Source organism: Nostoc sp. FACHB-280 (assembly GCF_014697615.1).
GTDB lineage: Bacteria > Cyanobacteriota > Cyanobacteriia > Cyanobacteriales > Nostocaceae > Nostoc_B.
The window spans coordinates 159,951-183,942 of record NZ_JACJSD010000002.1 but is presented as its reverse complement, the minus strand read 5'-3'; the positions used below and the strand labels follow the sequence as shown (position 1 = coordinate 183,942).

At 39.8% G+C, this 23,992-nt stretch carries 21 protein-coding genes; 8 read left to right on the top strand and 13 right to left on the bottom strand.

The window, feature by feature from the left end; genetic code table 11:
* Positions 1 to 62: 62 nt before the first annotated feature.
* Together rd and H6G75_RS02615 are read right to left on the bottom strand one after the other, a co-directional pair.
* Complete coding sequence (gene rd, locus H6G75_RS02620) at positions 63 to 224, bottom strand: rubredoxin (protein ID WP_190978443.1); 162 nt, start codon at positions 222 to 224, stop codon at positions 63 to 65.
* A gap of 204 nt (positions 225 to 428) precedes the next feature.
* Positions 429 to 623 (bottom strand): hypothetical protein, encoded by a 195-nt coding sequence (locus H6G75_RS02615; protein WP_190978442.1) that lies wholly within the window; start codon positions 621 to 623, stop codon positions 429 to 431.
* A gap of 269 nt (positions 624 to 892) precedes the next feature.
* Here H6G75_RS02615 and H6G75_RS02610 point away from each other — a divergent pair, with 269 nt between their 5' ends.
* The gene (locus H6G75_RS02610; RefSeq protein WP_190978441.1) at positions 893 to 1,447 is read left to right on the top strand and encodes an SRPBCC family protein; all 555 of its coding nucleotides are present in this window, start codon (positions 893 to 895) and stop codon (positions 1,445 to 1,447) included.
* 457 nt (positions 1,448 to 1,904) lie between these two features.
* The gene (locus H6G75_RS02605) at positions 1,905 to 2,603 is read left to right on the top strand and encodes a hypothetical protein (protein ID WP_190978440.1); all 699 of its coding nucleotides are present in this window, start codon (positions 1,905 to 1,907) and stop codon (positions 2,601 to 2,603) included.
* 241 nt (positions 2,604 to 2,844) lie between these two features.
* Here H6G75_RS02605 and crtO read toward each other — a convergent pair whose 3' ends face one another.
* The 3 genes from crtO to H6G75_RS02590 form a co-directional block, all read right to left on the bottom strand.
* On the bottom strand, positions 2,845 to 4,539 hold the full coding sequence (gene crtO, locus H6G75_RS02600; protein WP_190978439.1) for a beta-carotene ketolase CrtO: 1,695 nt from the start codon (positions 4,537 to 4,539) through the stop codon (positions 2,845 to 2,847).
* A gap of 104 nt (positions 4,540 to 4,643) precedes the next feature.
* Positions 4,644 to 5,402 carry a DUF2993 domain-containing protein gene (locus H6G75_RS02595; RefSeq protein WP_190978438.1) on the bottom strand — a complete coding sequence of 253 codons (759 nt, stop codon included), beginning with the start codon at positions 5,400 to 5,402 and terminating at the stop codon, positions 4,644 to 4,646.
* A 278-nt stretch (positions 5,403 to 5,680) separates the two neighbouring features.
* Positions 5,681 to 7,066 (bottom strand): cytochrome P450, encoded by a 1,386-nt coding sequence (locus H6G75_RS02590; protein WP_190978437.1) that lies wholly within the window; start codon positions 7,064 to 7,066, stop codon positions 5,681 to 5,683.
* A gap of 326 nt (positions 7,067 to 7,392) precedes the next feature.
* Between H6G75_RS02590 and H6G75_RS02585 the strand changes: the two genes are divergently transcribed.
* Both H6G75_RS02585 and H6G75_RS02580 read left to right on the top strand, forming a co-directional pair.
* Complete coding sequence (locus H6G75_RS02585) at positions 7,393 to 9,606, top strand: phosphoketolase (protein WP_190978436.1); 2,214 nt, start codon at positions 7,393 to 7,395, stop codon at positions 9,604 to 9,606.
* A gap of 185 nt (positions 9,607 to 9,791) precedes the next feature.
* Positions 9,792 to 11,495 carry a tetratricopeptide repeat protein gene (locus tag H6G75_RS02580; RefSeq protein WP_190978435.1) on the top strand — a complete coding sequence of 568 codons (1,704 nt, stop codon included), beginning with the start codon at positions 9,792 to 9,794 and terminating at the stop codon, positions 11,493 to 11,495.
* Positions 11,496 to 11,554: 59 nt separating this feature from the next.
* Here H6G75_RS02580 and grxC read toward each other — a convergent pair whose 3' ends face one another.
* Positions 11,555 to 11,866, bottom strand: a complete 312-nt coding sequence (grxC, locus tag H6G75_RS02575; RefSeq protein ID WP_190978434.1) for a glutaredoxin 3 — start codon at positions 11,864 to 11,866, stop codon at positions 11,555 to 11,557.
* Between the two features lie 537 nt (positions 11,867 to 12,403).
* Between grxC and glpX the strand changes: the two genes are divergently transcribed.
* Positions 12,404 to 13,441: a class II fructose-bisphosphatase gene (glpX, locus tag H6G75_RS02570; RefSeq protein ID WP_190978433.1), complete on the top strand. Its 1,038-nt coding sequence runs from the start codon at positions 12,404 to 12,406 to the stop codon at positions 13,439 to 13,441.
* Positions 13,442 to 13,586: 145 nt separating this feature from the next.
* Positions 13,587 to 14,873, top strand: coding sequence for a glutamyl-tRNA reductase (locus H6G75_RS02565; protein WP_190978432.1), 1,287 nt, complete (start codon positions 13,587 to 13,589; stop codon positions 14,871 to 14,873).
* Positions 14,874 to 15,129: 256 nt separating this feature from the next.
* Here H6G75_RS02565 and H6G75_RS02560 read toward each other — a convergent pair whose 3' ends face one another.
* The 3 genes from H6G75_RS02560 to H6G75_RS02555 form a co-directional block, all read right to left on the bottom strand.
* Positions 15,130 to 15,777: a Uma2 family endonuclease gene (locus H6G75_RS02560; protein ID WP_190978431.1), complete on the bottom strand. Its 648-nt coding sequence runs from the start codon at positions 15,775 to 15,777 to the stop codon at positions 15,130 to 15,132.
* A gap of 123 nt (positions 15,778 to 15,900) precedes the next feature.
* Positions 15,901 to 16,023 carry a hypothetical protein gene (locus H6G75_RS33415; RefSeq protein ID WP_277884065.1) on the bottom strand — a complete coding sequence of 41 codons (123 nt, stop codon included), beginning with the start codon at positions 16,021 to 16,023 and terminating at the stop codon, positions 15,901 to 15,903.
* Between the two features lie 152 nt (positions 16,024 to 16,175).
* Complete coding sequence (locus H6G75_RS02555; protein ID WP_190978430.1) at positions 16,176 to 16,391, bottom strand: helix-turn-helix domain-containing protein; 216 nt, start codon at positions 16,389 to 16,391, stop codon at positions 16,176 to 16,178.
* Positions 16,392 to 16,564: 173 nt separating this feature from the next.
* Between H6G75_RS02555 and H6G75_RS02550 the strand changes: the two genes are divergently transcribed.
* A complete protein-coding gene (locus H6G75_RS02550; RefSeq protein WP_190978429.1) occupies positions 16,565 to 17,161 on the top strand; it encodes a metalloregulator ArsR/SmtB family transcription factor in 597 nt (198 codons plus the stop codon).
* A 270-nt stretch (positions 17,162 to 17,431) separates the two neighbouring features.
* Here the strand turns inward: H6G75_RS02550 and H6G75_RS02545 are convergent, their stop codons facing one another.
* Genes H6G75_RS02545 through menA form a run of 3 tightly spaced genes read right to left on the bottom strand, consistent with a single transcriptional unit; the run spans position 17,432 to position 21,099 of the window.
* Positions 17,432 to 18,964, bottom strand: a complete 1,533-nt coding sequence (locus tag H6G75_RS02545; RefSeq protein ID WP_190978428.1) for a 2-succinylbenzoate--CoA ligase — start codon at positions 18,962 to 18,964, stop codon at positions 17,432 to 17,434.
* Positions 18,949 to 20,151 (bottom strand): o-succinylbenzoate synthase, encoded by a 1,203-nt coding sequence (locus H6G75_RS02540; protein ID WP_190978427.1) that lies wholly within the window; start codon positions 20,149 to 20,151, stop codon positions 18,949 to 18,951. The genes H6G75_RS02545 and H6G75_RS02540 overlap by 16 nt, the downstream gene beginning before the upstream one ends.
* A gap of 48 nt (positions 20,152 to 20,199) precedes the next feature.
* Positions 20,200 to 21,099 carry a 2-carboxy-1,4-naphthoquinone phytyltransferase gene (gene menA / locus H6G75_RS02535; RefSeq protein WP_190978426.1) on the bottom strand — a complete coding sequence of 300 codons (900 nt, stop codon included), beginning with the start codon at positions 21,097 to 21,099 and terminating at the stop codon, positions 20,200 to 20,202.
* 416 nt (positions 21,100 to 21,515) lie between these two features.
* Here menA and H6G75_RS02530 point away from each other — a divergent pair, with 416 nt between their 5' ends.
* Entirely contained in the window at positions 21,516 to 22,931 is a 1,416-nt protein-coding gene (locus H6G75_RS02530) for an isochorismate synthase MenF (protein ID WP_190978425.1), read from the top strand.
* A 354-nt stretch (positions 22,932 to 23,285) separates the two neighbouring features.
* Here the strand turns inward: H6G75_RS02530 and H6G75_RS02525 are convergent, their stop codons facing one another.
* Complete coding sequence (locus H6G75_RS02525) at positions 23,286 to 23,909, bottom strand: heme-copper oxidase subunit III (protein ID WP_190978424.1); 624 nt, start codon at positions 23,907 to 23,909, stop codon at positions 23,286 to 23,288.
* Between the last annotated feature and the right edge of the window lie 83 nt (positions 23,910 to 23,992).

The window sequence follows — 23,992 nt, the reverse complement described above, 5'->3', positions numbered from 1 at the left end:
AGGATGAAATTTCATACTTCACACTACCCTTCAAGAAGCCAGCCAAAGGGTATCTACATACTTCATACTACTGGTTCAAATTGGTCTTTTGTCGCGCCGCAAACGGGACACACCCAATCTTCGGGGATATCTTCAAATGGTGTTCCTGGGGAAATGCCCCCATCAGGATCACCTACTTCTGGATCATACACGTAGCCACAAATTGTACATTCGTAATTTTCCATTTTTTTATCCCTGTATTTATTAAATGATTTTTTAAGGATGATTGAGGTTTTTCTTTAGCACTCAGTACTCAAACCTCAGCATTTTCTCTTTATGGTGTTTATTTCTAAAATAACTAAACTTTAATAAGTTGAAAAAGTTGTATGGCTACCAACTTAAACAAACTTATTTCAGTAATATCACACAATTTACTGATGAGTTCTAGATTAGAAACGCCACCATGTTCTTTGAGCAAAATTGATGATTGCCACTGAGATTGCACCTAAGACAAACAACCAAATGATTCCGCCTGGAAGAAATGTCAGAATCCCAAAACCCCTGAGAATCCAAATGGCAATGCCAATACCCAGTAGCATTCCAAAAACTTGAGTTAGCCAACGATTTAAGGAAGATTGATTCATGGAATGCGCCTTTGATTCAAAATTTATTACACTTCTATATTAGAAGTAGTGTTATTGTTAAAGCTGCCGAAATTTAGATTTGATTAAATGTAATCAGCAATACGATTTTATAAGTGATTTCACAGAAAAATAACATGAGATGATATTAGTTCCGGAAAATGGTGCTAGAAAAGTGGAACTAAATTTAATTGAGTTGATCTTAAAGTCTAATAGACGTTGATTAACTTTAACCCTGGAAGTGTGGCAAAGTGAGGAGTGAGTGACTTAATATGGCTGCGTCTCATATTTCCGACCCAATTATTGCAGGTTTAGATATGCCTTGGAGCGATGACAAGCGAAGATTGTTAATGCAGGGCGAAATTTTGGTAGAAGCGCGATCGCATACGGCGTGGGGCGGTGCAGTTACTGCATGGATGTATTTACCAATGATGCGATCGCAAGTATGGCAGCAACTCACTGACTACCCTCGTTGGGTGCAATATTTTCCTGATATCACCAGAAGCGAAGTTCTGCACAGAGGCGAAGCAAAACGCCTGTACCAAGCAGCACAAAAAGCCTTTTTATTTTTCACAGCCCAAGTAGAAATTTATCTCAGCGTTGCGGAAGTCATTGGACAACAAATTCACTTCCGTATGGAAAAAGGCACTTTTGAAGACTTTAGCGCCTGCGTAGATTTAAAAGATTTTGGTAACGGCACTTTGCTGGCTTATAATGTCCAAGCCACACCCAATATTCCCATTCCTTCAATTTTTATTCAGCAAGCCATGAACTTTGAACTACCTGCAAATATGCGGAAAATGCGTCAGGTTTTGTGTAGGCAGTAATCACAATATTGGCAATAGAATTAATCTATGATCTGCATATAGCCCAGACTATACAAAAGTCTGGGCTATATTTTTTATCAGTAGAATTTTTTGCATAATAGCAAGCTCTAATTATTTCATAACAGAGACAGGTAATAGAGATGTGCGTGAGTCCTTGAGAATGGCTATATGTGCTTTCCCCGTATTTCTTGCATAGATTCATATAGCTGATAATTCTTATCCAGCAAGAGTTTCATCAATTTTCTGGATATACCTCAGTCAGTACAATTGTAAAGAAATGTTAAAGAGTCAGAAGTTTTGCGTAAATTCAAGATTTAAGTCTGTGGAATAATTAGCAGACAAAAAAACATTCCTCAGTCTGCAATCCCACTCTAATTTTGTGATTTTGCCATTTATAAATCTGGTAATAACCATCACAATTTTAGAGACATAAACTAGATTACATGGAGAATTAATTATGCCATTAGTTTCAACATTTGAATTACTTGTTAACCCTATCGCTCCTACAGATAATTTAGGTAATTTACCACCCGATGTTGTTCAAAAGCTAGGAAAAGTTGCTCGTAGAGTTGTGCAAGGTTACTTTTTAACTATTGCTAATACTACTGATGCACCTGCACGTTTGAGACTGGAATTTACAGCGACAACACCGGAATTAAATCTAGCAGATACAGTCACAATCCGTGATGTTTTAGGAAACAATGAATTTTCTGAGTTGATTCCAGTTCCGGGTAATCCTAAACGTTTTACTTTTAATGTTGGTATTCCTGCGAATGATACTGCACTAATTACTTTATTACCTGATCTACAAAACGTAGACTTGTTTACAGGAGCTAAAAATTTAGAGATTCGTGGGTATGTGAGCATCTCTAGAGCTACCATCGCCGGGCCAGCTTATGAACTGCTAGTTACTCCAGAACATCGCGGAACTTTCTTACCCAAAAACATTGATGATTCTGTTCCTGACTTTGATCAAATTGCCTACGCTCTGCCTACAGCAAGTGGTGGTAGCTTAGTCAGATTACCATCTATTGTCCGTCCGCCTGTTGTGACATCTCAACCTGGCGAACCCAATACTGTAGACGATAGCCAAGAAGTACTCAGCTTAATGGCTCAACGTATTGAAGAATTGGAACAACGTCTCACAAATGTTTAGTTTTTGTAACCTAAAATAGCCTGAACTGAACCAAGTTGATGTGTTTTAGATAACTAGAGTCACCGTAATTCACAAAATAACCCCACAAATTTTTGTGGGGTTTTTATTTTGTGATATGGCAGTCCTAAATCATTTGTAAACAACAAGATCCCCGACTTCTTAAAGAAGTCGGGGATCTGAGCCTCTCAATTTTTACAACTCACGTAGGATAGACTTCCATTTTGAGGGGTTTATTTCTACTCTAAACAATCCCAAACACAGAACCGACAGTCGATTTAATCGAATCTCTGGCATCTTTCAATGTCTGAGTAATCGGATGCTTCGATTGTAAAAATACCCGCGCACAATTGCGTCCTGGCATCCCGGAAATTGAACCACCAGGATGAGTACCCGCGCCAGTTAAAAATAAATTGTCAATGGGGGTTTTATAGTTGGCAATTTCTGGTAGGGGGCGGAAAAATACCATCTGATCTAAAGTCATATCGACGTGATAGTAATTTCCTTTGTATGCACCTAATCTTTCTCCCAATTCTGCGGGGCTTTCTACCCGACGAGCAATAGTCGCGGTTTTAACATTAGGTGCGTAAGTAGCTAACTTATCAACTACCTTATCTGCAACTTGATTTTTTAACTCATCAGTCCAGCCAGTACCTTTTAAGCCTGTACCTTCTGCACCTGCAATTTGATAGGGGGCGAAAAATTCAATCCAGACAGTATGTTTTCCTGGTGGTGCTAATGTGGGGTCAAGGTAACTGGGCATCACTACATACATTGATGGATCAGCATCAGGGATTTCGCCCAAGGTACACTTACTATGAGCCTGTTCCACATGCGCCACAGAATCAGCAATCAAGATAGAACCAACCAAATACTCATCTTTGTGGGCGTGGAAAGGAAAGCGCAACGGTTCATCTAAAGCCAAATCAATTTTGAGGATGGTTTCGTTATTGTTAACAATGCGACGTTCTAATCTTTCCCACAAATCAGGATCGGCTGAATCAATATCGCTTTTATCGGTCATTTGCAAAAACAACCGCTTGGCATCAATATTAGAAATTACACCGTATTTCGCTCGATATTCTGTACCACCAGCAACGCGCACACCCACAGCTTTACCATTATCAATCAACACTTTTTCAACATGCTGATCTGTGAGAATTGTGCCACCTTTACTAGTAACTAAATTCACCAAAGCTTTGACTAATGCACCAGTGCCACCACGCGGTCTTGCCATGCCAGGATTATGACGCATCGCCATCATAATTGCACCGATCGCAATGGTTTTTTGTGATGGAGGCGCACCTAATTCAGATGCTAATCTGGCTAGTGGTGCTTTTAAAAATTCTGAATCAAACCACTCATTAAGTAAATCTTCAGCACTGGTCATCATGTTGCGAATAAAATCGAGGGTTTTATTTGGCGAACCAATGACTGACAATAAATCTTTGATTTTTGTGATGTCGTAGTTACCCGCAATATCAATAATTGACTTTGGTGGTGCATTAAACATCGGAATCATTGCCCCGATTGCCCGTTGCCAATATTCAGTAAATTCGGCATATTTTTTAGCATCACGTTCACTATAACGGGCAATTTCGGCACAGGTTTTTTCTAGAGATTTATGTGCTAAGAAATACTTGCCATCTGGATGGGGACAGAATACTACTGGGTCACATTCCAAATATTCTAAGCCATATTTTTTCAGTTCTAATTCTTCAACTACTGGCCCCAAGTGAATAAATTCGTGGTCAATTGCACACAAATTAAATTTAAATCCGGGGGCTTCTTTGGGTAAACATTCTTCGGTTGTGGCTGCACCACCAGGAACAGAACGTTTTTCTAAAAGTAGGACACTATAACCAGCTTTGAGCAAATATGCTGCACAAACTAGTCCGTTATGCCCAGCACCGATAATTACAACATCATATTCTTGCATATTTGTAGTTTAGAATAGAGTGGCTTGTTAATATTACAAAGGCTCAAAAGAAATTACAACATTGAGTGTGTTTAGTTAAATCAACTAGTACTATGATAATTTTCCTAATTAGTAATTTCTGAGATTGAAGGAGGTATTTGACGTATTTGAGTTTCCACTAAGAGTATTAAATGATGCTGTTTAACCTCCATATTGATAATTTTAAATTTTGTACCTTCCCATGTAAAATCTGGGAGATTTATTAGTTCTTTTACTTTCTGCATTAGTGCTAAAACTAATTCTAAACTTACCCCTTCACCCTGATGACAATCAAAGCTTTCTAAGATGATAGGATTAGCATAAATTCGGGGTTGAAATCGGGCTGTAAAACCAAGTGGACGGCTTTTACCTTTCTCTGTGATTGTCATTAATCCCTGGAATTCAATTTTGTTATTTTCAGGGAAAGATAATTGCATATTTTGTATTTCAAACCTGACAATTTCGCCTTCGACATTTAAGTCATAATTTTTGGCTGAATTCTGCACAAATTCTGATTTTAAGGCTTGATTAATATCTGATTCTGTCATGACAATGCGAGCGATCGCATTTACTGGTGCATTGAATTCAATCTGTCCAAAAATTGCACTGAAAGGATTTACAGCAATACTATCAGTTTGTAGTTTGATGTCTTGAACCCGGATATTTTCTTTAAAAACTAATCCTTTCCCACTCAGAGAAACACCATCTGCTTGTCCTTGAACTATTTTGAACAAATCAGTCTGCACATTTACATCAATTTGTTCTGCTTCATCCAGTTGGTTGGATAGCCGACGTTCGGCTTCCTGTGAGATTAACTGTTCTTCCAACCTGCGTTCTTCTGGCATGAATTTTTATCTCATAGCGTCCCATAATGCTTACTTTAGACTTTACATACCTCAAAATGGATCTATAAGATGATATATGCAGTTAGGAGTATAATGGGTTAAAGAATAACAAGACCATCCTTTTAATAAATTCAGGATGTTTATATTATTGAATTGACAAAATTCTGGCAGCAGATTTTAAGTTATTAAAATACAAATTTCCATCTTAAAGTACATAGCTCAGACGAATAGAATGCGCGGTTATTAAAACAAAGTCCGCCTCGCGGACTTTGTTTGCTTCAAGCTACAGTGCTAGTTTCTAAACTGCGAGACTTGATTTGACGCTGACTTTTAACCACCATTTGAATAGGACGGTTTGGCCCAGTGACTAAACCACGGCGTTGGGGTTGGACTTCTGTGCGGTCTACTAAATCTAAGTCTCTTATGGTTAACATTTTAGCGATCGCTAGTTTCATTTCCCATTGAGCAAAGGCTAAACCAATACAGCGTCTTGCACCAGCCCCAAAGGGTATATATTCAAAAGGTGAAAACTGTTTTTCTAAAAAGCGTTCTGGTTTAAACTGTTTTGGTTGTGGGTAGATATCTTCCCGTTGGTGGGTTAAGTAAATTGCACCCATAACTGGCGTACCCGGTGGAAGTTCATAACCACCGACAGTGATAGGTGTTTTCACTCGTCTAGGAAAAGTTATCATTCCCACTGGGTAAATTCGCAAAGTTTCTGAGCAAACAGCACTCAGGTAAGGTAGCTTGTAAATTGTATTTGGGTCTGGATTATCGTCTAAACTATCTAGTTCTTGGATCAGTTTTTCCTTAACTTGGGGTAATTTGTGAATCCAGTACATAGCCCAGGCTATAGCTGTGGCTGTGGTTTCATGACCTGCGACTAATAGAGTCATCAATTCATCGCGTAACTCGACATCGGTCATCGGTCGACCTTCCGTATCCCTAGCATCCATGAGTAAGCTGAGGATGTCTGTGCGTGATGCGTCTGGATGTTCCCGCCGTTCTTGAATTTCCTCATATATAAGTTGGTCAGCTTGCTGCTGAATTTCTTCTAGCCTTCCCCAAACTTTAATCGGCCCAAAATCTCTTTGTAATGCCGGGAAATATAGCAAAGCTACACGCCACACAGAACTGCTATTTTCTAAAATTACTTTTAACTTTTGTTGGAGTTGTTCGGCGCGGAGTCCCTCATCTAAACCAAACACAGCCTGCATAATTACACGCAGAGTAATATCTTGGCTAACAGTGCGAATATTAAAAGGTTGTCCGACTGGGTATTGGCTGATGACTTTGGCAGTAATATCATTAATAATCTGGCTATAGCCGCGCATTCTTTCACCATGCAAAGGCGGCATTACTAATTGTCGTTGGCGTTGATGTTCTTCACCAGACATAGAAATTAAAGAACGCTTACCAAGTAAGCCTTCAAACAAACTATTTAAATCTCCAGGTGCTTCTAATTCTTTAGTGTCATGAGTCAAAATCTGTTGTTGGTCTTGAGGATGACTGACAAAAACTATAGGAGGAATATTTTTTTGCAGTTTCAGTGCAAAAACGTCCCCATAACGTTTAGTACACTCCTCCATATAGGACATAGGGCGGAATACCCAATTCAACATTTGTAAAGCTACTGGAGTCTTTGGGGTTTGTGGTAGCTGCATAAAAATGTAGGTGTAGTTGATTGATATCGTTATTTTTACTTAAATTGAGTGCTAAGTGCTGAGTCACCGAAGTTTGCTCAACGGGGGGAACCCTCCGAACTTTGCTCAACGCGGGGAACCCGCGCACGCAAGTTCTCTCCGCACGCAACTTCTCGCTGAGTGCTGAGTTTTGAGGAAAAATAATAGTTTTTAGTGTCTAGCTATTTAAACTACTTATCTTGAGCATCATGAAACACTGATATTTCTTCACATCCCTAAAGATGTAAAATTTTTGTTAAATTCAACGGGCATCTACAGTTTCCCTTCATCCTTATAAGGTACTCAGCATGACAGCAATTACACCAAAGGCATCTTCCGCGCTTCCTAATTTTTGCGAAGGAATTCAATATTTTGGCGAAGCATTACCAGATTTTGCCACTTATGGTGCTACACCTGCGATAGATTCAGATAAAGTAGCGATCGCATCTTCTACAGATAAAGCAGCCGTATATCAAACTTTACTGGCTGCTGATGCCTTGCGTTATCTGACATTGCAAATCACTGGTAGTAAAGCATCAGGACACCCAGGCGGGTTTGCCAGCCAAGCGGAAGCGTATGCAGCATTGGTCATGCTGGGCTACAAAAATATTATTACGGAAGTCGGACACCACGCCCCTGGATTTTATAGTGCCATGTTTTTGGATCGTTCCTTAGAAGACATGGGCATTTTTACAGTACAACAATTGCGCGATCGCTTCCGCGAAAAACATGGTCTTTTAGGACACCTCTCCGGTTACATTCCCGGCATTCTCGCACCCGCCGGGCCTTTGGGACAAGGGCAACACTTTGCAATGGCGGCTGCACTCCTCCACCGTGACAAACTTTTCCCCTTCACCCTCGGCGACGGTGGACTAGGTGAACCATATATTATGAGTTCAATGGCACACTTTAACACCGCCTATCCCAGCGTCACCAACTTCTTACCTGTGCTGGTATGGAATGGGTACAGCCAAGAACATCACAGTATGGTTTCCCTCAAAACCAATGATGAGATGAAAGCATACTGGCAAGGTAACGGTTTTGAAGAAGTCATTCTTGTCGATGCCAAAGAATTTGACGACCAAAATCAACCAGGAGAATACGTAGATAGTACAGCCTTTTCCTTTGAGCAACGCCTCGCCTTTACCCAAGCCGTACTAGTAGCCGTTGATAAAGCAGCCCGTTCCGCCCTCAGTGGTAAACTCACCGTATTTATTATCAAACAACTCAAAGGCGCAGGTGTTCACGCTAGAGGTGCAAAATCTCACAACTTATATCCTAAAGACACCTTAGACGCACCGCACATTGTCTCTGCATTACAAACCCGCGCCTTATCAGCAGAAGCTTGGCAAACAGTCAGAACCAACGCCGAACGCGCTGGTGGCGGCCCCGCAGCTAAAACTGTCGTCACAGAATTTGAATTAGAATTACCAAACTTAGGCGAATTACCATTAGAAGAATATGCAGTTGGCGGTGAACCAAAAGTTTCAACCACCGCAATGGGTAGATTAGTTGGTGTTGTCGGACAAAAGGACAAAAATTTCCTCGTCACCAACGCCGACGGTAATGAAGCATCAGGAATTGGCAACATCAACCAAGCATTAAAAATTATTCACCCCACAACTGACGACTTATATAATCAAGCACCAAACGGTCAAGTTTATGAACCATTAAGTGAAGATGCTTGTGCAGGTTTAGCCGTTGGTTTATCTCTCATGGGTGCGAGAAGTTTGTGGTGTTCTTATGAATCTTTTGCCATCAATGGTTTACCAATTTGGCAAACAGTCACCCAAGCAATGGCAGAATTACGCCGTCAAACTCCCTCAACAATTACATTATTTACTGCTGGCGCATTAGAACAAGGTCGTAATGGTTGGACTCACCAACGTCCCGAAATTGAAGCTTACTTTGCATCGATGATGCGGAATGGAAATGTATTTCCTGTATTCCCACCCGATGCTAATAGTATCCAAGCTTGTTATGACTGGGCATTACAAACAAGAAATAAAGGAATTGTTATTACTGCCAGTAAGTCACCATTGCCAATTCGCACCACATTAAAACAAACCCAGCAAGGCTTAGAAGAGGGTGCGATATTATTGCATGAAATTGCTGGAGATAAGCAAGTTGTGTTTGCTGTTATTGGGGATATGACATTAATTCCTGTCTTTGAAGCCGCAGCATTTTTAGAAACAGAAGGTATTGGGGTGAAGATAGTTTCTATTATTAACCCCCGCCGTTTATATCGTCCTAGTGATGTTGCTTGGGATACTGTTTCTGAAGCCGATGGTGGTTTTATTGATGATGCAAAATTCGCCCAATTATTTGGTGGTGATGCACTAATTGGTGTAACGGGTGGTGCTGCGGCGATGCTAGAACCAATTATGTTAAGAAGTAACAGCAAGCGCGATACTTTTGCCTGGAAACGTGGGGAAACTACAGCTAGTGCTGGCGAGTTGATGGCGTTTAATGGTTTGACTGCTGAGACGTTAACGAAGCGGGCTATTGAGTTAGTGCATTAAGCTGAGTTTTAGGAATAAAAATTAACCGCAGATACACGTATATGAACGAACATAAATTAGTGTTCTATGCGTATGTTTGCGGTTTTTATTATAAAACTTCTTTAATTGAGGAAAACAAAGAATTTTTGACGTTTTTAAATGGGAAGAATAAGTTTAAGTTCAAAATCTAAATTTTCGAGGTTATAGTGCTATCTTACCTACGTGTCATAGCTTCATTTTTACTTAAGCCAATCAAAGCCATTCATCGATTAATTAAGTTTTTAATAAAACAACAACAGCAAGCAGACGCATTAACACATTCTAATCTTGGACTTAGTTTATATAATCAAGGACGGTATCAAGATGCTTTAAACCAGTATATTGATGCTCTATATTATTTTCAAAAAATTCATGACCTACAAAACGAAGGTACTACTCTTAGTAGTATTGGTAGCGCATATCGTGGTATGGGCGAATATTCTAAAGCTTTAGAAATATATGAAAAAGCTATGTCTATTCATCTTCAAATCATGGATCGTAAAATGGAAGGAAAAACACTTTGTGGTATTGGCACAGTATATTACTTGTTAGGACAATATTCAGAAGCTCTCAGCCATTATAATCAGTCTTTAATTATTAGTAGAGAAATAGGAGACTTTTCTAATGAAGCTACTAATCTCAATAATACTGGCTTAATTTATGAAAGCCTTGGAGAACCGCAAAACGCATTACAAAAATATCAAGAAGCGTTAAAAATTTATCAAAATAAAAGTAATCGTAATGGAGAGGCGGCTGTTCTTAATAACCTAGGCTCAGTTTATAGTAATTTAAGTCAATATGAAAAAGCATTAGAACTATATCAGCAGTGTATTGCTATTGAAATAGAAAATAATAATTTATCAGGTCAAGTTTCTTCCCTGAATAACATAGGTGCTATTTATCGTAATCTAGGGCAATACTCAAAAGCTTTAGAATACTATAATAAAGCTTTAAAAATTGCTAAAAAAATAGGAGATCGCACTAATGAAGCTACCACGCTCCATAATTTTGGAGGTGTTTATGACCAGATAGGAAAATATAATGAAGCATTAAATTATTACCATCAAGCTTTATCAATCCGTCGAGAAATAGGAGCCAGAAAAAATGAAGGTACTACATTAAATAATATTGGAGCAGTTTATACTTTTTTAGAAGACTACCCTAAAGCAATTCAATACTATAAAGAAGCGTTGAGTTTACAACAAGAAATAGGAGAGTTGAATAGTCAAGGTACAACTCTCAATAATATAGCTCAAATATACTATCGCTATGGAGAACATTCAGCAGCTTTAGAATACTATCAAGAGTCATTAGTGATAGCTAGTAAAACTGGCGATCGTGATACAGAAGCTACTGTTTTAAGTAATTTAGGATTGCTTCATTCTGAATTACAAGAATTTGAAAAAGCATTAACTTACTATGAGCTTGCCTTAGCTCTACGCAGAAAAATTGACGTTTTGCCAGGTCAAGCAGAAACACTCTATTTAATGGGCAATCTCTATTGCCATTTAGAAAAATATTCTAAAGCAAGGGAGTCTCTTCAAGAAGCTCTCATTATTAGCCAAAAAATTGGAGATAGAATGAGTGAAAGTGATACTCTTGATATTTTAGGCTCAATGTATAGACAGTTGAATCAATATGAAAGGGCATTAGAAGAATATCAAAAGTCTTTGATAATTCGTCAACAGTTAGGTAATTACTTGAGTCAAGTGAACAATCTTGAAAAGATTGGTGAATTATATCTTACACTAGAACAAAAATCTAAAGCTCTTGAATATTATCAACAAGCATTAGCTATCACTAGACAACAAGAATATCACAATTATGAAAAGATAATTATTGAAAGAATTAATAAAATTAATCATGCTTGAACTGCCTCAAGATCGGGAGTCTTTTCTACACAGTTTTTGCATCTAGATTTGAAAATTATTTACACTGTCTGAGTTAATAGCGGGTCGAGTTGACCTTGAGTATCTAACTCATAAATGTCATCACAACCGCCGATGTGTTGATTATTGATGAAAATTTGCGGGACTGTACGACGACCGTTTGAACGTTCTGCCATTTTGGCTCTAGCGGCTTCGTCACCGTCAATTTTATATTCGGTAAAGTTTACGCCTTTCCACCACAACAGCATTTTGGCACGGATGCAGTAAGGGCAGGTTTGCCAAGTATAAATTTCGACGTTAGCTTTAATTTTTTCTGGATGGCGACCGAGAAGCGGGTTGAGGAAGTCGAACATAATTTTGAAGTGTGAAGTTTGAAGTGTGAAAAATTGGTGTTGATGAATTGAGGGGTGAATTTATTGACATCTTACACTGAGGGGCTGAAGTTGCTGCACTTCGACTGCACTCAGTAAACGACTTTCTACTTGTCTGTGCTAGGTGCTTATCCTGATTGTAGAATTTAGCTAATTTTTTTCGTCAACTTATACGCAGTTTTTTTGACTTGCTCTAGTTAGATGCACAGACTACAAAAGCATATTTATTATACCGAGCGAATCATTGAGAAATCATATTAAAATTGAACAGTTTGCCTTAAAGTCTTTTGTAGCAATCACTTGAGTGATTTTATCTACTTACTTTAATACTCAAATGCCAATAGTACAAAAGAACTGTAATTTTTGCCTTACTGGTATAGATTTACATCAATCAGCAGCAAAAATTAACAATTGTGTGAGTGAATACTATTTTCCATAGGTATCGGCACTTTGGTAGACTTGAAAACTGAAATGGCTAGATGAAATAACGCAATAGAGAGCAGTTGAGAGGGGGACTCTGTGGAAAATACGCTTGGGTTAGAAATTATTGAGGTAGTAGAACAAGCCGCGATCGCATCTGCAAAGTGGATGGGTAAAGGCGAAAAGAATACAGCTGACCAAGTAGCAGTAGAAGCTATGCGGGAGCGTATGAACAAAATCTACATGCGCGGTCGCATTGTGATTGGGGAAGGGGAACGTGATGACGCTCCTATGTTGTACATCGGTGAAGAAGTAGGTATCTGCGCTCGTCCCGATGCAAAAGACTTCTGTAACCCAGATGAATTAATCGAAATTGACATCGCCGTAGACCCCTGCGAAGGTACAAACTTGGTAGCATACGGACAGCCTGGTTCAATGGCTGTTTTGGCAATTTCTGAAAAAGGTGGTTTATTTGCTGCACCTGACTTCTATATGAAGAAACTCGCAGCACCTCCAGCCGCTAAAGGCAAGGTAGACATTAACAAGTCAGCCACCGAAAACCTCAAAATTCTCTCCGAGTGTCTAGATCGCTCAATTGATGAACTCGTAGTAGTTGTAATGAAGCGCGAACGCCACAACGACTTGATTAAAGAAATCCGCGATGCTGGCGCTAGAGTCCAACTCATTTCTGATGGTGACGTAGGCGCTGCTATATCTTGTGGTTTTGCAGGAACTAATATTCATGCACTCATGGGTATTGGTGCTGCACCTGAAGGTGTGATTTCTGCGGCGGCTATGCGGGCTATGGGTGGACATTTCCAAGGCCAATTGATCTACGATCCAGCTGTAGTCAAAACAGGTCTAATTGGGGAAAGCAAAGAAGCTAACATTGAGCGTTTGCAATCTATGAACATCACTGATCCTGACAGGGTTTACGATGCTCATGAACTTGCTTCTGGTGAAAATGTGCTATTTGCTGCTTGCGGTATTACCTCTGGTAACTTAATGCAAGGTGTCCGTTTCTTCCACGGCGGTGCGAGAACTCAAAGCTTGGTTATTTCTAGCCAGTCTAAGACAGCTAGATTCGTCGATACAATCCACATGTTCGACCAGCCTAAGACTCTGCAATTGCACTAAAAACTCAGGGAGTAGGGAGAGAGATTCATTAAGTCAAAAGTAAAAAGTAAAAAGTAAAAAATATTTTTGTTTTTTACTTTTGCCTTTTGACTTTTTACTTCCACTCCCCAATTGTTAATAACCCATTATTAATTGTTGATAAGAAATGAATATTGCAGTGGTGGGGTTAAGCCATAAAACAGCCCCAGTCGAAGTTAGAGAAAAGCTGAGTATTCCAGAACCACAAACTGAAAGTGCGATCGCTAATTTAACTAGTTATCCCCATATTGACGAAGTAGCCATACTCAGCACTTGCAACCGTCTGGAAATTTACATTGTCGCCAGCGAAACTGACCAAGGTGTGCGCGAAGTTACTCAGTTTCTTTCAGAACACAGCAAATTACCTGTAGCTTCTTTGAGACAACACTTGTTTGTATTGCTGCACGAAGATGCTGTGATGCACATTATGCGCGTCGCCGCAGGTTTAGATAGTTTAGTCCTCGGCGAAGGTCAAATTCTGGCTCAGGTGAAGAATACGCACAAACTGGGGCAGCAATACAACGGTATAAAAACAATTTTGAATCGGTTATTTAAACAAGCAATTACAGCTGGTAAGCGAGTCCGCACCGAAACTAGTATTGGTACTGGTGCAGTCTCTATTAGTTCGGCGGCTGTGGAATTGGCACAAATCAAAGTAGATAATTTGGCGGCTTGTCGCGTGGCAATTCTTGGCGCTGGCAAAATGTCGCGGTTGTTGGTACAGCATTTAGTTTCTAAAGGTGCGACACAAATTAGTATTGTGAATCGTTCCCGCGATCGCGCCCAAGAATTAGCACAGCAGTTCTCAGAACACCCCATCCGCACTCATTTACTTGGGGAAATGATGACTGTAATTGCCGAAAGTGATTTAGTATTTACAAGCACATCTGCAACTGAGCCAATACTTGACCGTGCCAAGTTAGAAATAGTTTTAGAACCTGGCCGTCCTTTAATGTTATTTGATATTTCTGTGCCGCGTAACGTTCACTCCGACGTAAACGAATTGGCGCATGTCCAAGCGTTTAATGTTGATGATTTAAAAGCCGTCGTTGCACAAAACTACGAAAGCCGCCGCAAAATGGCGCAAGAAGCCGAAAGACTTTTAGATGAAGAAGTAGAAGCTTTTGATGTGTGGTGGCGCAGTTTAGAAACTGTATCCACTATTAGCTGTCTGCGAAATAAAATCGAAACCATCCGTGAGCAAGAACTGGAAAAAGCTTTATCACGCTTAGGTTCCGAATTTGGTGACAAACATCAAGAGGTCATTGAGGCTTTAACGCGAGGCATCGTTAACAAAATTTTACATGATCCGATGGTGCAATTGCGAGCGCAGCAGGATGTAGAAGCCAGAAGGCGCTGTATGCAAACTCTACAAATGTTGTTTAACTTGGATGTTGAACAGCAGTTTGGTTAATAAATTGAGGGTGTAGGGGTGAAAGGGTGTAAGGGTGTATACATTTCTTGCATTTAGCCCCAACGAATGGAATTCGCGGCTATAAGAACAAAGTCCGCCTACGCGGACTAACAGAGAATTAAGGGTTTTGAACCCGCGCAGGCGGGTTTTGTCTGTGTAGCCGCGACTTCAGTCGCTTGGTGCTGAATGAAAACCTACACCCTTACACCCTTGTACCCCACACCCAGCCTCAATAGATAATATTTATACTGAAGTGTCATCCGTTTGCGATCGCCACTTCAAATTCTTCTAATGCTTGCAGATTACCAACTTGCCAAGCACGTTCCACAAAATTAGGAATGATTTGCTTGATTGGGATATCTTCAAACAGAGGACTGTCATCAGAAACTAAATAAATTCCATCACGCAATACATAAATTTTTAGTGTGCCGCTATCATAAACCCAAAGTTCCGGCACACCAACGGCTGCATAAGCATCAAGTTTAGTTTTAGAAGTAACATCCGATTGAATTGCTAAATCGGGTGGTGGGTCGTCTGGTTCCAAGCGACGACGACCAATCATGCGCTGATAATTTTGGATGTAAAAGCAAGCGTCGGGTTCAACTCCGGCGACACCTTCCCTTTTAAAAGTAGTCGAACCAAAAGGTTCATACCTTCTACCCTGAAATCTGACTAAAGCTTTAACAATATCTGAAAGTAGGTCTCTGGGTATTTCATGTTCAGGTAAAGGAACCATAATTTCTAAAGTACCCTGGCTGTAAGCTACTCTGGAACGCCGCTTGTGTCCCAATTCCGCCAAAATCGCTTCAAACTCTGACCAACTGACATCAGGTATCGTCACTGCACTACCGGGCGCTAGTTGCATTTGGCTAACAGGTTTTGCAACGCGAATAACAGTAGTCATAATTTCAACAAGGAAAATATTATATATAGCAGAAGGCAGAAGGCAGGAGTAAAAGTCTTACTATTCCTGGCCTTCAAGCTTTCAAATTGTCCTAACATATCTGACTACCGCTATATTACTTTATCAATAAACTTGGGTGATGGTTTTAGTGAAGCGATCGCCAAACCTAGCTGACAAAACATCAACTAAAAATTTACACAGAAAAATATCTGTTTTTGATGAAAATATAGTTTCATCCAAAAACATTGCTTATCTGCACAAATTTGTATTTGCTATCTTGAATTGGTTTTTCTTACGCTAGACTAGAACTCTATGTCAATTAATCATTGACATTGTCTAGGCGATCGCGAATCTATCTCAACATCATTTCAATTGCTAATACTTACTATTTCAATTACTTATAAGAGAGGTCTAATCCTCGCTTGATAGTCCATTAAAGCTCCTTGACTAATCACAGTCCTGCCATTTCTAGTAGTTGTAGGAATTTGCCCTTTTTGAATAGCCACGTACAAGGTACTCTGGTCTACGCCTAAAAATTTAGCCGCTTGTACAAGAGAAGTACCTTGTTTAATTGTTCTGTTTCTGATTTTTCTTACTAACGAATGTTTCAGCATAGCGAAATGTAAAGAACAACTTAAGAAAATTCATTTTTTTTCTAAACAAATCGCAAAATTGACATTAATAAAAAAATTAACCAATAGGAGATTGCGCTGCATCTTAGGAGGACAGCATAACTAATTCGATTTCTTTCTAATTAGATCGGGATCGAATTGATTATAACAAAATTATGGGAAAAGAACAGTTTCAAACCCTGCTACAGTTTTTTAAAGTATTGGCTGACGAAAGTCGATTGAAGATAGTAGGTATTTTGGCAAATCAAGAGTGTAGTGTGGAAGAATTGGCTGTACTCATGCAACTCAAAGAACCGACCGTATCTCACCATTTAGCGAAACTGAAAGAAGTAAATTTAGTGACCATGCGCCCTGATGGTAACAGCCGTTTGTATCAGTTAGATAGTGAAGCCTTAGAAAACATCAGTAAGGAAATTTTTACGCCAGGAAGGATAGCATCTTTAATTGAAAATATAGATACTGAAGCTTGGGAAAACAAAGTTTTGCACAGTTATTTAGAAAGTAATTCCAACAGTTCAGATGGATTTCAGCGCCTTAAGGAAATTCCTGTAAGTCGTAAAAAACGCTTAGTCATTCTTAAATGGCTTTCTCAGAAGTTTGAGCCAGGAGTTGAATATCCTGAACAGATGGTGAATGAAATTCTCAATCGTTATCATCCTGATTACATAACCTTGCGACGTGATTTAATTAGCCACAAATTCATTCAACGAGAAAATGAGATTTATTCACGTAATCTCCAAGCTGGAAAATGATACAAGACTGACGCACAACACCAGTCAAACTCTCATTTCTCTTCTAACTAAGAAAAGTAGGTTGGGTGGAGCCATAGCGAAACCCAACAAAGTATGTACTGGCGTGCGAATTTCCATTCGTCGGGGCTAGGTGCAAGATATGTGGTAAGGTTCCTGACGAATGCTATCTCATCCATAGAGAACCTTAACTCATTTGTTACAAATGACGTAAGGTTTCTTATTAACCTTACCTCATCCATAGAAAATCTTAACTCGTTTGTTATCAACGGGTTAATTGTGCAGAAATTCTGCGGCTATTTGTTGTAGTGCTTGACGGTTAACTTTACCTTGGGCGTTACGGGGTAAATCTTCCAGACAAATCCAATGTTTAGGAATTTTGAATTTACTGAGTTGATTTTTTAGTAACGTTGCGATTTCTAAATGAGAAATATTAATATCTTGAGGAATATATATAGCTGTTAAGGCTTGTCCCCAATGTTTATCAGGTACACCAATTACACAAACATCAACAACTAATTGAGTTGCGCGGATGGCTGCTTCAATTTCGGAGGGGTAAACGTTTTCGCCGCCTGTAATGATTTTGTCGCTGTTGCGTCCGATAATATTTAGATAACCTTGATTATCTAAAAAGCCTAAATCATCTACTTGCAAATAACCTTGATTTTCCCAATGATGAGGATAATAACCAATTGCTAAAGATTTGGCTTGAATAGTAATATTCCCAATTTGATTAGGTGGTAAAACTTCTCCTTGTTGATTGCGAATTGTTACCTGGGCATGAGGTAAAATCTGCCCACTGTTAAATTCACCTTGAAGAAAATCATCAGGTTTAAGGGTGGCAATTTGCGAGGCGGTTTCTGTCATACCATAGGTTGGGGCTAATCTTATGTTATGAAAGCGGGCTTTTTCTAATAATTCTGGCCAAGCTGGTGCGCCCCCTAACATAACAGTTTGAAATTGGGCTAACCATTGAGTTAATTCTGGATTTTGTAAAAGGCGTTGTAATTGAGTTGGTACTAAAGAAATGAAATATTCTGCTGGTTGAATTGTAGGTATTTGTCCAGTTTCTAAATTTTTGAATGGCAGAATAGTGAGTTTACCGCCAGTTGTAAAAGAACGGATAAATTGCATTAACCCACTGACATGATAAAGGGGTAATATGCAACAAGAATTCACTTGGTTTAACTGAAAATATTCTGTAAATCCTTGCACAGAGGCGGTGAGGGTTTCCCAAGTGTGGATGGCGAATTTGATGTTACCCGACGAGCCACCTGTGGGAATCATTATGAGTGCTGAGTGCTGAGTGCTGAGTGCTGAGTGCTGTACACTGAGCGACTTGTACCGAGCGAAGTCGAGGTAAGTCGAAGTGTACGTATTGGTTCGGCTACTTCGGTTACGCTCAGTACAAGTTCGCTCACCAACCGAGAATGAGGAGTGTACTTCGGCTACTTCGGCTGCGCTCAGTACAAGTTCGCTCAGTAAGCAGGAATGGGAATTAAAATTGATTCCTAAGATAATATCTGGTTGGACTAATTCAAATACTTGTTGCCATTCTTGGGTTCCCCAGTCGGGGTTACAAAGAAATACCGGACAATTGGCTGCACAAGCGGCGAGAAAGCTGGCTAAAAATTTGACTGGTTCGCGTTCAGCTAAGATAATTTTTGGTGGTGTGTGGCGTTGTTTTAATATTTCTGTGAGTTCTAAATATAGTTTTTTCGCTATTACTGAAAATTGATGGCTGTTGTTAGCAATTAACCAATCAGATTGAGGTAAATTTTGCAGATAAGTTAAAAGTTGTTCCATAAACTTTCAGGATTTGTTGCTGCTGCTTGGGCAAAAAAATGATCAACGCCAAAACCAACGGCTCTGTTTTTGCGAGATAATTCGGCTGCTAGGTTAAGTGCAGCTTGTCTACCAATGACAGTCTCAAATACAGAGGAAAATACAGCATCAATTTCATGTTGTTGGTAAAACTGACGCAACTTTGATGGTGAACCGATAATTCCGGGTTTAAGGACGAAAATTCCTCGCCAACCTTGTTGATAACAACTGATGAGTTGCTGGAGTGTGGCGACAGATTCATCTAATGCGATCGCAGTTCGGTAAAATTTACTTAACTCCAACATCCCTGCTAAGTCTTTCACAGGTAAGGGTTGTTCTAAAAATTCAATTTCTGCGCTTACTTCACCCTGAATTTTGCCACAAGTTTCTAGCCATAACTCGGCTTCTTCATAGCTGAGTCCGCCGTTAGCATCGAGGCGCAGTTTAGCTGAGGCGGGTAAGCTACGACATAGGTTATCAAAAATTGCGAGTTCTTTGGCGATCGCATCAACACCAATTTTCCATTTAAATGTACGATATCCTTGTTGCCATAGGGTTTGCCATTGTTGTAAAGCCACTTCACCCGCAGCAAGTAACCCGCTACAACTCAAATTCTCACGCAATCCCGGTTGGTGAGCGGACTTGTACTGAGCGCAGCCGAAGTAGTCGAACCACCACTCCCTACTCCCCATTCCATCAAACGCTGACTCAAACCCAAATTGACAAGCGGGTAAATCATCAGGAATTGAAACAATAGTTTCAGATGTAATTTCTTTAGGTAGTTGGCGACAAAAATTCAAAGCTTGATCTAAAGTTTCCGAACCAAACCAACTAATAGGTGCAATTTCCCCCCAGCCAACATTCCCCGCTTCATCAACCAGACGCAAGATAATTCCTTCGCGCATCTCCCAAACACCATGATGAGTAGTGAGTGGACGCGCAAATTTACGCTGGTAAGGACGAAATGTGAAAAGTGCTGAGTGCTGAGTGCTGAGTGCTGAGTGCTTTACACTGAGCGACTTGTACCGAGCGAAGTCGAGGTAAGTCGAAGTGTGAGTGCTGAGTGCTGAGTGCTGAGTGCTGAGTGCTGGACACTGAGCGACTTGTACCGAGCGAAGTCGAGGTAAGTCGAAGTGTGAATGTTGAGGTACAAATTTATCTGCGTTCATCTGCGTCCATCTGCGGTTAATTATTCTTTTCGTACCTCTTACAACTCATCACCCAATAAAAAACCCTACACCCAAGAACAAACAACTCCAGAAATGTACAGCCACCGCGATAAATTTACAGTTGCTAACTTTATCTGGATAGTTGTGATTTTCTTGGACGTGACGACATAATTTGAAGGCGGATGGTAGACTCAGCCAACTCAATAATGTCCAGACTGGGAAGATTCCCAAAATCACCAACAACAAAGACAAAGGATAGATACTGGCGGTAAACCAAACTAAAACTTTTGCACCGTTGGTTGTACCTAAACGCACAATTGGCGATCGCTTTCCTGCGGCTATGTCATCCTTAACTTGGTGAAAGTGTGAACAAAACAAAATTAAGCTAGTCACAATCCCAACAATCACCGAAGCTGCAAAACTAGCAAATGACCAAGTTTGAGTTTGGCTGTAATATGCTGTTGGCACTAATAAAGGCCCAAAAGCAAAAAAGCAGAGAATTTCGCCTAATCCTTGGTATCCTAGCCGAAAGGGTGGCCCTTGGTACATATAACCCAAAGCACAAGCCGCTAACACCATGATGATCACAGTTGGGTCTTGTTGCCAAATAGCGATCGCGAGTATTCCTAACAACCCAATTACCAAACACAGATTTGCCAACCAAAATATAAGCGACTTCTTCCCTGTTAAATTCACTAGGGAATGATGTTTATTTTTATCGATTCCTGTTTCAGAATCAAATACATCATTACTTAAGTTCTCCCATGCCAGAATTAATATTGCTGCTACTAAAAAAGTTAAAAATACTGTTGTATTCAAAATCTTCTTTTCGGCAAAAGCAATTGCTGTTCCTATCCATATAGGCATAATCGCCACACTGTACATTGGTGGTTTAATTGCCGCCATCCACAGCTTATTTTTGGAATGTGAAATCTGCTTGGTAGTCATTAGTTAATATTGATTGCTTATCAAAATAGAATTCAGTCTATGTTAGGTGTGAATCAATGAGTTCAACCCTCAAACATCTCAAAATCATTGGTCTAGAATTAATGACTGGCTTGCATCCCCACTCATTAATTCTGCCTCCTAAATCCTGACTTCTGAATTCTTCTTTAATTATTTTACTCAGCAATTAGCCCTGAATAGTCAGCACTTTTTTGAACTGATTAAGCATATCCTTAGTAAAACTTATTTTTTGGTTGCAGGCTAAAACTGAGCATAGATTGTCAGCGTTTGGTAATACCTAAAACAAAGCAAACTATACTCTGGTGAAATGTCGTCTGAATATGATACCTGTAGAAATAGACCATGATTAATTACACTTTAGGAAGATTACTTAAAAAAAATTTACTATTCCTAGATCCATGACAGTTTCACCATGTCGTAACAACTTCTTTGTAACGCACAAAGACATATACCAATTTCTGTTAGCGGTTCAAGAAAATTGCCTCACCAATAATTGTCGGCAAATTGTGAGTATTTCCCTAGAACTCGACTGGGTTGATCCTTTAGTTGTATTGGATAAACTAGCGCAAGCAAATGAAATAAATTTTTACTTTGAGAATAGAGGTAAAGGCGAAGCGATCGCCGCGATTGATGCTGTCACAAAATTACAAATTAATGGGCAAGACCGATTTAATCAAGCAGAATATTTTATCAAAAGTTGTCTAAAAAATATAATTCCTTTTGGAGATATTAACAAACCTTTTGCCAGTCCCCGCTTTTTTTGTTACTTTAGTTTTTTTAACCAAAATATTCAAACAGATTATCCTTTTCCTTCAGCGACGATATTTTTACCGCGCTGGCAAATAGCTGTAAAAAATCAGGACTGTATCTTAGTCGCTAACCTATTAATCACAGCCAACACCAATTTAGATAAAATCTGGCATGATTTATGGAGTAAAGTCGAACTGATTAATTCTTTAGAATATTTCTCACCTAAACTTGACTTTTTCTCAACCCATTTTAGTAAACAACCTGTAACGCAAGGTAAAGCATTTAAGCGTTCTGTTATTTCGGCTTTAGAAAAAATCCAAGCTAGTCATCTCAGCAAAATTGTTTTAGCAGATGCTTTAGATGTCCGGGCAAATCATCAGTTTAATTTATATAAATCATTAGATAATCTTAGAAAAATTCATCCTAATTGTTATGTTTTTTCCACCAGTAATGGTAAAGGACAAAACTTTATCGGTGCAAGTCCAGAAAGATTAATTTGTATTCAAAATCAACAATTAATCACCGATGCTTTAGCTGGTTCTGCGCCACGGGGTAAAACACCAGCCGAAGACGCGGCGAATGCAAATCGCTTACTCAACAGTGAAAAAGAAAGACATGAACACTCATTAGTCATTGATTTTATAACTCAACGCTTATCACAACTAGGATTATCCCCTCAAACATTACCACCACGTCTGCGACAGCTATCTAACATCCAACATTTATGGACACCCATTAGCGCCATTGTTCCCCCTAACGTCCACCCCTTAAAAATTGTGGCGCAACTGCATCCCACACCAGCCGTTGCTGGCGCAGCGCGAGACGTGGCTTGTGCAGAAATTCGGCGTTACGAAAGCTTTGAGAGGGGTTTATATGCTGCACCTTTGGGTTGGATAGACTCTCAAGGTAACTGCGAATTTATTGTGGGGATTCGTTCGGCCTTAATTGATGGCGATCGCGCTAGACTGTACGCAGGTGCAGGTATCGTCGCCGGTTCTGACCCCGATAAGGAATTTGCTGAAGTTCAACTCAAACTCCAAGCGTTATTGAAAGCGTTAGTTTAGTCATTAGTTCTTCGTCAGTACAAATGACCAATAGCTCATAACATTCTTAAACTAACGTGACTCGCAAAATCATGAAAAAACGAACCACAGAGGCACAGAGTTCACGGAGAAATGAGAGTTTGAGAGGTGTTTTGCGTCAGTTCCAACTAATATAGCCGTAGTCAGATATGTTAGGACAATTTGAAAGCTTGAATGCTAGGAATAGTAAGACTTTTCCTTCTGCCTCCTGCCTTCTGCTATAAGCTTATACTCAGCACTCCCAACTCAGCACTGATAAAGTTGCAATAAAAAAACCCCCGATGGGGGTTGATTTTTAAGTTATTCGCGTGGAGTGAACAACTTGGTAATTAATACCTACAGAAGATACAGTAATCCGAATAAAATTATCCAAATTACGTCTACAAAGTGCCAGTAGATTTCTGCGGCTTCAATACCGAAGTGTTTTTCATTACTATAATGACCGGGAACGCGCGATCGCCACAACACTGCCACAATTGCTAAAACACCGATAGTAACGTGTAGTCCGTGGAACCCAGTCAACACATAAAAGGCACTGGCGAATAAATTGGTGGTTAAACCAAATTCTAGGTGAGTATATTCATATACCTGACCTACCAAGAAAATTGCCCCCATTGCGGCAGTGATGGCTAACCAAATTCGCGCCCCCCGCGCATTATTCTTTTTAATTGCTGTATCAGCATTGTGCATCACAAAACTGCTGGCAATTAGATTAACGGTGTTGACTCCAGGCAGCAATAATTCTAACTCTGGAGTACCCGCCGGCGGCCACACAGGTAAGGTGGAACGAAAAGCTAAATAGGCTCCGAATAAGCCCATAAAAATCATCCCTTCAGCCACCAAGAAGACAAACAAACCAAACAAGCGATGATCTGGATGTGCTTCGTGATGATCAACTGTGGCTGTACTGTGATGATGATTTAATTCAGTTTTAGCTGGGTCAATGGTTTGACTTTGCATGAATTTTTATAAAGTGTGAAGTATGAAGTATGAAAAATGCAGTATGGCTGCTAGATCCCCGACTTCTCTAAGAAGTCGGGGAT

Coding starts and splice junctions, on each gene's coding strand:
- rd (WP_190978443.1), bottom strand. CDS start 224: ATGGAAAATTACGAATGTACAATTTGTGGCTACGTGTATGATCCAGAA.
- H6G75_RS02615 (WP_190978442.1), bottom strand. CDS start 623: ATGAATCAATCTTCCTTAAATCGTTGGCTAACTCAAGTTTTTGGAATG.
- H6G75_RS02610 (WP_190978441.1), top strand. CDS start 893: ATGGCTGCGTCTCATATTTCCGACCCAATTATTGCAGGTTTAGATATG.
- H6G75_RS02605 (WP_190978440.1), top strand. CDS start 1,905: ATGCCATTAGTTTCAACATTTGAATTACTTGTTAACCCTATCGCTCCT.
- crtO (WP_190978439.1), bottom strand. CDS start 4,539: ATGCAAGAATATGATGTTGTAATTATCGGTGCTGGGCATAACGGACTA.
- H6G75_RS02595 (WP_190978438.1), bottom strand. CDS start 5,402: ATGCCAGAAGAACGCAGGTTGGAAGAACAGTTAATCTCACAGGAAGCC.
- H6G75_RS02590 (WP_190978437.1), bottom strand. CDS start 7,066: ATGCAGCTACCACAAACCCCAAAGACTCCAGTAGCTTTACAAATGTTG.
- H6G75_RS02585 (WP_190978436.1), top strand. CDS start 7,393: ATGACAGCAATTACACCAAAGGCATCTTCCGCGCTTCCTAATTTTTGC.
- grxC (WP_190978434.1), bottom strand. CDS start 11,866: ATGTTCGACTTCCTCAACCCGCTTCTCGGTCGCCATCCAGAAAAAATT.
- H6G75_RS02565 (WP_190978432.1), top strand. CDS start 13,587: ATGAATATTGCAGTGGTGGGGTTAAGCCATAAAACAGCCCCAGTCGAA.
- H6G75_RS02560 (WP_190978431.1), bottom strand. CDS start 15,777: ATGACTACTGTTATTCGCGTTGCAAAACCTGTTAGCCAAATGCAACTA.
- H6G75_RS33415 (WP_277884065.1), bottom strand. CDS start 16,023: ATGTTTTTGGATGAAACTATATTTTCATCAAAAACAGATATTTTTCTG.
- H6G75_RS02555 (WP_190978430.1), bottom strand. CDS start 16,391: ATGCTGAAACATTCGTTAGTAAGAAAAATCAGAAACAGAACAATTAAA.
- H6G75_RS02550 (WP_190978429.1), top strand. CDS start 16,565: ATGGGAAAAGAACAGTTTCAAACCCTGCTACAGTTTTTTAAAGTATTG.
- H6G75_RS02545 (WP_190978428.1), bottom strand. CDS start 18,964: ATGGAACAACTTTTAACTTATCTGCAAAATTTACCTCAATCTGATTGG.
- H6G75_RS02540 (WP_190978427.1), bottom strand. CDS start 20,151: ATGAACGCAGATAAATTTGTACCTCAACATTCACACTTCGACTTACCT.
- menA (WP_190978426.1), bottom strand. CDS start 21,099: ATGACTACCAAGCAGATTTCACATTCCAAAAATAAGCTGTGGATGGCG.
- H6G75_RS02530 (WP_190978425.1), top strand. CDS start 21,516: ATGACAGTTTCACCATGTCGTAACAACTTCTTTGTAACGCACAAAGAC.
- H6G75_RS02525 (WP_190978424.1), bottom strand. CDS start 23,909: ATGCAAAGTCAAACCATTGACCCAGCTAAAACTGAATTAAATCATCAT.